This is a genomic window from Nostoc sp. (genome assembly GCF_035638895.1).
Taxonomy (GTDB): Bacteria; Cyanobacteriota; Cyanobacteriia; order Cyanobacteriales; family Nostocaceae; genus Nostoc.
On sequence record NZ_DASQZC010000434.1, the window covers coordinates 1 to 9,538 of the forward strand.

At 43.4% G+C, this 9,538-nt stretch carries 11 protein-coding genes; 5 read left to right on the forward strand and 6 right to left on the reverse strand.

Annotated elements, in window-relative coordinates; genetic code table 11:
* A partial coding sequence (locus VE944_RS22065) for a Uma2 family endonuclease (RefSeq protein ID WP_324981885.1) occupies positions 1–707 on the reverse strand: 707 nt, incomplete at its 3' end.
* A 306-nt stretch (positions 708–1,013) separates the two neighbouring features.
* Between VE944_RS22065 and petP the strand changes: the two genes are divergently transcribed.
* The 4 genes from petP to VE944_RS22085 all read left to right on the forward strand — a co-directional run bounded on the left by petP (position 1,014) and on the right by VE944_RS22085 (position 3,936).
* On the forward strand, positions 1,014–1,205 hold the full coding sequence (gene petP, locus VE944_RS22070) for a cytochrome b6f subunit PetP (protein ID WP_324981888.1): 192 nt from the start codon (positions 1,014–1,016) through the stop codon (positions 1,203–1,205).
* A 120-nt stretch (positions 1,206–1,325) separates the two neighbouring features.
* Positions 1,326–2,426 carry a Get3/ArsA fold putative tail anchor-mediating ATPase NosAFP gene (locus VE944_RS22075; protein WP_324981891.1) on the forward strand — a complete coding sequence of 367 codons (1,101 nt, stop codon included), beginning with the start codon at positions 1,326–1,328 and terminating at the stop codon, positions 2,424–2,426.
* A 92-nt stretch (positions 2,427–2,518) separates the two neighbouring features.
* The gene (chlG, locus tag VE944_RS22080; RefSeq protein WP_324981894.1) at positions 2,519–3,565 is read left to right on the forward strand and encodes a chlorophyll synthase ChlG; all 1,047 of its coding nucleotides are present in this window, start codon (positions 2,519–2,521) and stop codon (positions 3,563–3,565) included.
* A gap of 83 nt (positions 3,566–3,648) precedes the next feature.
* The gene (locus VE944_RS22085; protein ID WP_324981898.1) at positions 3,649–3,936 is read left to right on the forward strand and encodes a hypothetical protein; all 288 of its coding nucleotides are present in this window, start codon (positions 3,649–3,651) and stop codon (positions 3,934–3,936) included.
* Positions 3,937–4,060: 124 nt separating this feature from the next.
* Here the strand turns inward: VE944_RS22085 and VE944_RS22090 are convergent, their stop codons facing one another.
* The 5 genes from VE944_RS22090 to VE944_RS22110 form a co-directional block, all read right to left on the reverse strand.
* On the reverse strand, positions 4,061–5,020 hold the full coding sequence (locus VE944_RS22090; RefSeq protein ID WP_324981901.1) for an MDR/zinc-dependent alcohol dehydrogenase-like family protein: 960 nt from the start codon (positions 5,018–5,020) through the stop codon (positions 4,061–4,063).
* A gap of 28 nt (positions 5,021–5,048) precedes the next feature.
* Positions 5,049–5,207 carry a hypothetical protein gene (locus VE944_RS22095; RefSeq protein ID WP_324981904.1) on the reverse strand — a complete coding sequence of 53 codons (159 nt, stop codon included), beginning with the start codon at positions 5,205–5,207 and terminating at the stop codon, positions 5,049–5,051.
* Between the two features lie 238 nt (positions 5,208–5,445).
* On the reverse strand, positions 5,446–6,021 hold the full coding sequence (locus VE944_RS22100; protein WP_324981907.1) for a hypothetical protein: 576 nt from the start codon (positions 6,019–6,021) through the stop codon (positions 5,446–5,448).
* Between the two features lie 212 nt (positions 6,022–6,233).
* Entirely contained in the window at positions 6,234–7,040 is an 807-nt protein-coding gene (locus VE944_RS22105) for an inositol monophosphatase family protein (RefSeq protein WP_324981911.1), read from the reverse strand.
* Positions 7,041–7,110: 70 nt separating this feature from the next.
* On the reverse strand, positions 7,111–8,544 hold the full coding sequence (locus VE944_RS22110; protein ID WP_324981915.1) for a BCD family MFS transporter: 1,434 nt from the start codon (positions 8,542–8,544) through the stop codon (positions 7,111–7,113).
* A gap of 229 nt (positions 8,545–8,773) precedes the next feature.
* Here VE944_RS22110 and VE944_RS22115 point away from each other — a divergent pair, with 229 nt between their 5' ends.
* Complete coding sequence (locus tag VE944_RS22115; RefSeq protein WP_324981918.1) at positions 8,774–9,481, forward strand: Rpn family recombination-promoting nuclease/putative transposase; 708 nt, start codon at positions 8,774–8,776, stop codon at positions 9,479–9,481.
* Positions 9,482–9,538 lie beyond the last annotated feature (57 nt).

Here is a 9,538-nt window from a genome sequence, read left to right on the forward strand (position 1 = left end):
TGCGATCGCAAATACTCTGCCAATCGCTCTGCCCGTTGGTGTTCTTGTTCAGCTTTTTCTCTTGATGTCAGCACCCAACCCGTAGTATTATACCAACGCAACCACAAACCTGTTGTCTGCTGATAAGAACCTTGCCAAAGACCCAATCCTAGTTCTAACTCTTCCAACCATAAGCGGTTCTCGGGTAAAGATATAGCCTTGTAGCGAGTGCCTATGAGTTGAAAGGCACGCAAACAATTTTCATAGCGCTCATAGACAACATAATAGGGAACCCGCAAAATATGTTCATATACTTCCCATTTTGTTGGGGGCCGGTTTACTTCCCGCAGTGTTTTTCCTAAGTCCTCTTGTTCTGTACCAGGTGAGAGTAATTCAACTACTAAAAACGGCACAACCCCCTCTTGCCAAATGACGTAACTTAAGCGTAGGTCTTGCTGTTGGCTAGCACTAGGTACTCCTAAAACCATGTACCAATCAGGACGCTTGTACCACAGAGTATGGCGGGGGTCGTAGTAAAGATTCAAATCGCTAGCAAGTAAAATTTCCTCAGATGGATAAGTTAGAGGCTGACAAGTCTCACTGAGCAAATCCGCTTGAATACGGTGAAATTCATCTGGCAAACCTGATTCCCCTACTAATTCACTGGGTAAATCATACATCGTAGGCATGGTTTCTTGTGGCGGACGGGGTGGATCTGTTTGATACATGACTACTACCTTTGTTGCTTAACTAAAGCTATCTGGATTAACTCCTAACAATGGGAAATGTTCCGCCAACCGTTGCTTGCGAAAGCAGCTGTTATTGTTTCAACTGCAATTGCGCTTATGATGCCTGTTGCTGTGCCTCAACGGCTACCCGTTTCGCCCCAATAGCCTTGTTTGGTTGTTGATTTAATTTTAAGCTGTTAAGTCAGGAGTTATTCTTCCTTATCTCCCCTTCTTTGCTGAATTTGTGAGAGCTGAGTCACGGATTCCGCTACACTGAGACTTGGTTTATCTGAATTGTAATCAGGCATGGAAATCGGACAAAAGGTTAAAGTCTTTCGCTTGCGCGATCGCGTTTCTGCTCCTGTTGTAAAAAAACTAGGGCAAGTCGGTATCATCCAAGGCTACAAAGTCACTGATGGTGCTGGAATCGGTGTAGTGGTGGTGTTTGACGACAATACTTCCACTTGGTTTTTTGAAGATGAAATCAAACCCGTGTAGTAGTAAAGAACTCAGAACCGCGTTTTTCTTGACATCTAAAGTTTAAAGCACAGGCTGAGATTCTTTGTTGAGTGCTAAGTTGGAGTTGAAAAGATCGGCGGTGAAAATAGGAATCAAATAATGGCTCTAATATTGACATTTTTGGGCAAAGGCGGCACCGCTCGTACCAAAATTGCGATCGCCGCCGCCAAATTATTGGCAAGTCAAGGCAAGCGCGTACTTCTAGCAGGACAAGCAGAACCAACATTATCAATTTTGCTGGGTACTCCCATTGCTGCCGATCCCCAGGAAATCGCTCCCAATTTGCAAGTAGTCCAGTTTCAAGCATCTGTATTACTAGAACGCAACTGGGACGAAGTGAAGAAACTTGAGGCGCAATATCTCCGCACGCCCATATTCAAAGACGTTTTTGGTCAAGAACTGGTAGTATTGCCGGGGATGGACAATGCCTTAGCCCTGAATGCTATCCGCGAATATGATGCTAGTGGCAAATATGATGCGATCGTTTACGATGGCACGGGTGACTCTTTAACGTTACGGATGTTGGGTTTGCCAGAATCTATCAGTTGGTATATCCGGCGATTTCGGCAATTATTTGTCAACTCCGATTTGGGGAAGACGATTACTGAATCACCCTTGATTCAACCGTTGATTAGCAGCTTTTTCAATGTCAACTGGACAGCAGATAACTTTGCAGGGCCTACTAACCAAGTCAATAATTTGTTAGAAAAGGGGAGAACTGCTCTTGCTGACCCCAAACGTCTCACTGCTTTCTTAGTTACCACAGGAGATCCCATTGAGGTAGCAAATGCTCGTTATTTGTGGGGAAGTGCTCAACAAATCGGTTTAACTGTTGGTGGTGTTCTGGTTGTGTCTACTGAGGCAAATGCCAACCTGTCACAGGAATTTATGCCCCTACCTGTGAGCGTTGTTCCCGACTCGTCAACAGGTGACTGGCAACCACTAATAGACGCATTACCCAACTTTGAAGCACAAGCTCTACAGGCTCCCAAACCAATTGAAATAGATATCCACAATCGTCAAGTACGCCTATTCTTGCCAAGTTTTGACAAAAAGCAAGTCAAACTTACCCAATATGGACCAGAAGTCACGGTAGAAGCAGGAGATCAGCGACGGAATATTCCCTTACCTCCGGCTCTCAGTGGCAGACCCGTTGCTGGAGCAAAGTTTCAGAATAATTATTTGATAATTTCGTTTTAATTTAGTTAGGAGTTAGGAGTGAAGAGTTAGGAATAAAACAATAATTCATAACTTTTAACTCCTAACTCCTCACTCTAAAAAAAATACGCTTTATGTCAGAATCAACTCCCATTACCCCAGACCCTAACTCAGCTGAGGCATTAGACTCAGTGGCAAATAATCCCAGCGAAAAAGCGATTGCATCTGCCGATCGCAGTGCTAAAACTAGGCAACTGCTGGGGATGAAAGGTGCTGCGTCCGGGGAAACTTCAATTTGGAAAATTCGTTTGCAGCTAATGAAGCCGATTACCTGGATTCCCCTAATTTGGGGCGTAGTCTGTGGTGCGGCTTCTTCTGGTAACTATACTTGGACACTGGAAAATGTGTTGAAGGTAGCAACCTGTATGCTGCTGGCTGGGCCATTGATGACAGGTTACACCCAAATCCTCAATGATTACTACGATCGCGAAATCGATGCCATCAATGAACCCTATCGCCCGATTCCCTCTGGGGCAATTCCCCTACCCCAGGTAATTATTCAGATTTGGGTATTACTAATTGCTGGCTATGGTTTGGCATTTGGGCTGGATGTGTGGTCTGGTCATGAATTCCCGACAATTACAGCGATCGCGATCATCGGTTCTTTCATTGCCTACATTTATTCTGCACCTCCTCTGAAACTCAAGCAAAACGGTTGGCTAGGTAGCTACGCCTTGGGTGCAAGCTATATCACCCTACCTTGGTCTACAGGACACGCTTTGTTTGGCGATCTCAATTCTACAATCGTAATTTTGACAATGTTCTACAGCTTGGCTGGATTGGGTATTGCCATCGTCAATGATTTTAAGAGTGTAGAAGGCGATCGCCAGCTAGGATTACAGTCACTACCCGTAATGTTTGGCATCACTACTGCGGCATGGATTTGTGTAGTAACTATTGATGTATTTCAAGGATTGATCGCAGCTTATCTCGTCAGCATCCATGAGAATTTGTATGCAACAATACTAATACTCTTAATCATTCCGCAAATCACCTTACAGGATATGTATTTCCTGCGTGATCCTGTGAAGAATGATGTTAAGTACCAAGCCAGCGCCCAACCGTTCCTTGTTCTAGGAATGCTCGTCACTGGTTTAGCGCTGGGTCATGCTGGCATTTAAATGATACTTCCATAGTAGGAAGTTAGGAAGTAGGAGTTAGGAGTTAATATACTTCTAGCTCTTAATTTGTATCAAGAAATGCTGTGTTGGAACTGATATCTTTCCTGATTCATGGGATTCAACCTTTTTTAGTCCCCATTTGCTTTGTCGTTGCTTGGACTGTAACAATTCTCGCTGTTTTGAGCCTCTGGACGGCGGCTCGATATAGTGTAACTACAGCCAAGCAAATGCATCAAATCCCCTGTAGTGGTTGCCAATTTTTTACCGACAATTACCGTCTTAAATGTACTGTACGGCCATCTATTGCCAATACAGAAGAAGCAATCCATTGTTTGGACTATCAACCAAAGACGAATCCTTATTTGTATTAGTTGGGGAGTGGAGAGTGGGGAGTGGGCAATGAGGGAGATAGGGGAGACAAGGGCACAAGGTGACAAAAGGTACAACTTCCAATAATTCTTTCTCCTTGTCCTCTTCCCAATGCCCTATGTCTAATCACTCTTGACCAATCTCTAACAATATCTTTAAAACACCGCGACTTTGAGCGTGTTCAAAAGCCGCAAGCCCTTCAATAAGGGGGTAACTGGCATGAATGAGAGGTTGCACATCAACTTGTCCTGTAGCTAGTAGCTGGAGGGCTGGGGAAAAGGAGCCACAACGGGAGCCAATGAGGGTAATTTCATCTACTACTAACGAGGAAACATCTAGGCTGAGGTTGTCAATATAAGTACTTTTAAGCACTAATGTACCACGGGGACGTAGGGCGCGACGGGCGATCGCAAATCCTTCTGGGTTGCCAGTACATTCTACTGAGATATCAAAATATCCATCTGTAACAGTGTCGGCTAGACTCGTTTTAATCCCTCGTGCCTCTAAATTAGCCAGTTTGTCTCGATGACGCCCCACAGCTAAAAGTTCACAGCCAGTTAAGGCAAGTGTCTGGGCTATTAACTGCCCTAGTTTGCCATCTCCAACCACTAACACCCGATCATTTGGATGCAATACCACTTGCTGCTGAATTTCTAAAGCTGCTGCTATAGGTTCAGTAAATGTTGCTACTTCTGTTGGCACATTATCAGGTACTAAATGTAAGTTCTCTATCGGCAAACAGAGATATTCAGCAAAGGCTCCATTTCGATTGACAATACCAAGAACTGTGCGATTTTCGCAGTGAGTTGGTTGTCCACTACGACAAAACCGACAATGCCCACAAACAGCATTGATTTCTCCAACTACACGTTGGTTAACTAAGTGTTCTGGCCCTTGTTCAACAACACCGACAAATTCATGCCCTAAAATACCAGTGTAGGGATAGTAGCCTTTAAGTAGTTCCAGGTCAGTGTTACAGATGCCCGCACGCAAGACGCGCACCAAGGCTTCTCCCTGTGGTGGTTTAGGAATGGGAATATCCGTGCGTAATTGCAATTGATTGTTTTCGAGCCAAAGTCCTTTCATTTCTCTTCACCTCCTTTGCCGAATTATGTTACGCGATGTGCAACTTATCGAAGAGGACAAGGGGATGGGGAGACAAGGAGACTTGGGGAATTGTCTCCCCATCCCCAAGTCGTGCGGCAACGCCCAAGGGTTTAAGACCACTACCACTTTTTGGTGGACTTGAATCAGGTGGGGTCTGAATCCCCATCTGATTTCCTCCCCTTGTCCCCTTGTCTCTTTCTTCAATCTTAGAACCCCGCTTCCATTCCTCTCCCCCACTCCTGAGAGGCTTTGATTCTTGCTCCCCAACGCTAGTATGGAAGGGGTTGGGGGTTAGGTTTGAGAGAAAGTTACACATGGCGTTATGTTGTCATACCACTTTCAAAAATTTTTATAAAATAAACAATTTCTTTTATGGAAGTAGAAATATATACCTCTACCCATGCCTATGTCTCTGTAGTAGTTATTTCTTTAATAATATTGATTGCATCAACTTTGCTTAACCAAGTAACCAGATCGTCTGAGTCGAGTGCTATCTCACTTCCTAAAGTTTTGATATAAAGAAGTCCGTCGCTAATAATTAAACCTCTAATTGGATACCATGAATCTCGTTTTCTAACCAGAAGTTCCAACGGAATCCCTAGTGTTGAAGCATACTTGCGATATTTCCACCAAGCTCGCCATAGAAGCACAGATTTAGTACAGTGCATCTCATATCCTTTGGGAACTTCGCAGTACTGATACTGATAGAAACCTCGACTATCCACTTCTCCTTTGAGGAGATAACTAGATTCTGCTAATGCCTGATTTATCAATTCCCACTGGGATGATTTTGGAGAAATCGAGAATTCAGATAGTGTCTTAGATAGCTGGACGGTGGCAATTACACCTTCAGCTTTTGCTATCAGTTGGTTTGTGTTATAAACTGTTTGCGCTGTCAAAGCAGGATTTGACAACAAAACTTCTTTTTTATGAATAGAGTTTTGCACAAACTCTCTAATTAAATCTAGATTAGACAACATAAAATTATTTATACTAAAATTAAGCAGTGTGATGGAAGCCACGACTGGACTTAAATTAGTTGCTACACTCTTATTGCACTAAAACCAGGATTATTACCAGCTTTATTTCTCTGTCTAACTAAAGACTTTGTTTACTTTAATTTCGGCTATGTCGCCGCTCACTAGGCTGGTTAAGAAAATTAGTGTGTTTAGATACACAACAAATTATTATATTAAATTTTTACGCTTTCGAGAAAAGGTTGAAATACCGGGATTAATTCGGGGCGACTAACTACAAGGGTGGGAAAAGAGCGATCGCTATAATCTTCCCCCGGTGACAAAGGAAACGGTTCTGATTTAAGCGATGACCAGACCCCACCAGCAGCTTGGACAATTACCCAAGCCCCGGCTAAGTCCCAGACTTTTGGTGTCGCCTCAATACCACCGAGAGTAGCCCCAGTGGCAACCATCAAAAAATTATAGCTAGCCACACCCAACATGCGAATTTTGCAGGGAAAGCCGTTTTTGATAGCTGCGGTGCTGCGGGAACAGAGGTTAAAAAAGTGATTGTTGCTGGGGCTATCTATACTAGTGTGGATGGGGTGGTTGTTGAGAAATGCTCCTGTTGGTGTTGCTAAACCAGATGAACCTGCCCAGAAACCATGAAAAGCTTGATTCAGGGTTGGTGCGTAAATATAACCAAATATAGGTGTGCCTCGATATAGTAAACCCAGAGATATCGTCCAGAGAGGAATACCGCGTGTGAAGTTGGTTGTGCCATCTAGAGGGTCAATTACCCAGCACCACTCAGTACCAGGAAATGACCGTTCGCTCTCTTCAGTCAAAATTCCGTAACCAGAGAAATTAGAAGCGATCGCATCCCGAATTTCCTGATCTGCCCATTTATCTGCTTGCGTCACCAAACTACCATCAGCTTTTTGAGAAGCCTGTACTTTCCCAAAATCTTGCATTAGCTGTTTTCCCACCCTGGTAGTGGTAGTTTGGGCAAAATCTAGAATTGTTGTCCAAAAATCATTCATTAGTTATTAGTCATTTGTCATTGGTCATTGGTCATTGGTCATTTGTCCCATGCCCCATGCCCTATACAGTTTAATCTAAATCGCTTTCCAAAACTGAAGCGATCGCTTGCTTTGTACTTGTTTGAAATTCTGTAATATTCACCCGATTCAGAAACCAAATCGATAGCACCATTCCTACTGCTTCTAGAACAAATACCAGTCCATAAGCTAACTCTAGGCTTGGTAAAAACTTGCGTCCAATATCCAAAACTGTACCTCCGATTACCACCGCTACACCTCTAGAGAGGGACTGCGCTAATCCCCAAGCTCCAATAAACGTACCTGCGGCTTCTGCTGCGGTGAGATCCAACATTAAGCTAATTGCTGCTGTAGTTAAGAAACCTGCGGCTAAACCGAAAAAGAACAAACCTAGTTTGAGAACTGCGGCATTAGCTGTGAATCCTGATATACCCAGCAATATTGCACAGAATGCTACCAACATACAGCCTAGACGTGCGGTTCTGCGCTTACCCAAACGCGGGACAATATAAAAGCCCGTAACCCCGTAGGCAATCAGTAAACCCGTTCCATAAAAAATATTTAATTTAGTACTTTCCGCTAGGGGCATTTTAAACACTTGACCCGCGTAAGGTTCCAAAATTGGGTCTTGCATAAACAAACTGATAGTCATCACCAGTAAAAAGGTGAAAAAGATACCTGTTTGTGGGCTAGCTGTCAATATTTTCCAAGCATTGCCTAAAGTAATGCTATCTTCCCGGTTCACCAGTGTGGAACGGGTTAAGTATTGAGAGTATTTTTTTTCTACGCCGAATGTGGCTGCGATCGCTAAACCAAATACAATTGCTGGGACGATAGTAAACAATCGGTTGATTGCTGGCTGCAAGGTTTCTAAGGTTGCTTCTGGAGTTAACTGCTTGAGCAAACTGGCACTGATAATCGCGCCAACAATAATCCCCACCATTAGCATCGACCAAACCACACCGACTACTTTAGAACGGTTATCTTCTTCAGATATATCCACCAATAAAGCAGCAAAAGCAGTACCGCTAGCACAAATTCCTAGACCGTATACAGCGAAAACTAAAGCCAAAAGTGCTGTCCAGCCGATTGTTTGGGTTGTCCATACCCAAGTACCTGCACTATTTCCAGCAACATTCATCTGCCACATTACTTGTACAGCTAAAAAAGCTGCGATCGCAAATATTGCCGCGCCCACCCAAACATAAGCTGTGCGGTGGTATCCCCATAAAGGTTTAGCATCGGAAATCTGGCCGAACCAGACACGAGAAGGAGCAACAAATAAAGGCAGTGCTAAAACTACTGATACCAGCGTCGCCGGAATTGCTATTTCTTGAATCATGACTCTGTTGAGTACGCCCAGAGTCAAGATAGACATCATGCTCAACCCCATCTGAAATAAACCCAGCCGGAACATGGTCAGCAGGTTTACCCTTGGCACAGATAGGGATTTTGTTTTGGTATCAAATACTTCACCGCTTGCCATAGCTACTTTTTCGTATAGTTTATAGGATTTAATCTCTCTCTCTTTAAATAAAGATAAACCCTACTCGCTTAAAATCAGCGAACGAAAAGTTGAAGTTGCGATCGCAGTTATTTAGCAAGCAGTTATATTCCTCAATTAGCATAAGCTTCAGCCAAGTTAGGATTAATCTTTGTGGCTTGAGCGTAATTTGCGATGTCTACGACGGGCTACGCCTACGCATAACAAGAGAATTTTAGGACGAAGTAGTGAAACGAGACTCTTTGAACTGGTTGATAATCCTCCTCTGCAAGGGCAAAACTATCGATTTGAATCAATTGAAGTCAAAGAAACCGCGTTTCGCATGGATGGTGTGTTTTTACCTCCAGAGGATGCAACATCCAGGGTAATCTTTTTTGCTGAAGTTCAATTCCAAAAAGATGAAGCCCTTTACCATCGGTTCTTTACCGAGTCGCTGATGTACCTGAACCGGAATCGTTCTCAGTACGATGACTGGTTCTGCGTGGTAATTTTTTCATCACGCTCTCTGGAACCAAGCGATCAAAAAACTCATCGAATATTTCTCAACAGCGACCAAGTGCAGCGAATCTATTTAGATGAGTTAGGCGCGACTAATCAGCAGCCAATAGGTATCAACTTGATGCAATTGACTTTAGCATCGGATAAAGTGATGGCGGAGCAAGCAAAGGAATTGATTGAGCGGGTAAAATTAGAGGAAACGGACACACTGCCGCAAAACGAAATACTAGACATCATCACCACAATTGCCGTTTATAAGTTTTCTTCGTTGAGTAGAGAGGAAGTTGAAGCTATGCTAGGACTGACTTTGGAACAAACAAGGGTTTATCAAGAAGCGAAAGTATTAAACAAATGCTCACCTTTATCTGAAAAGCAACTTCTAATTTCCGATAAAATCAAACGCTGTTTTTCCTTACTATAACGAGCAATCAAATAGATTAACTGCAACAGTTTGGGAGTGTTATCAAAGTTATCTAAA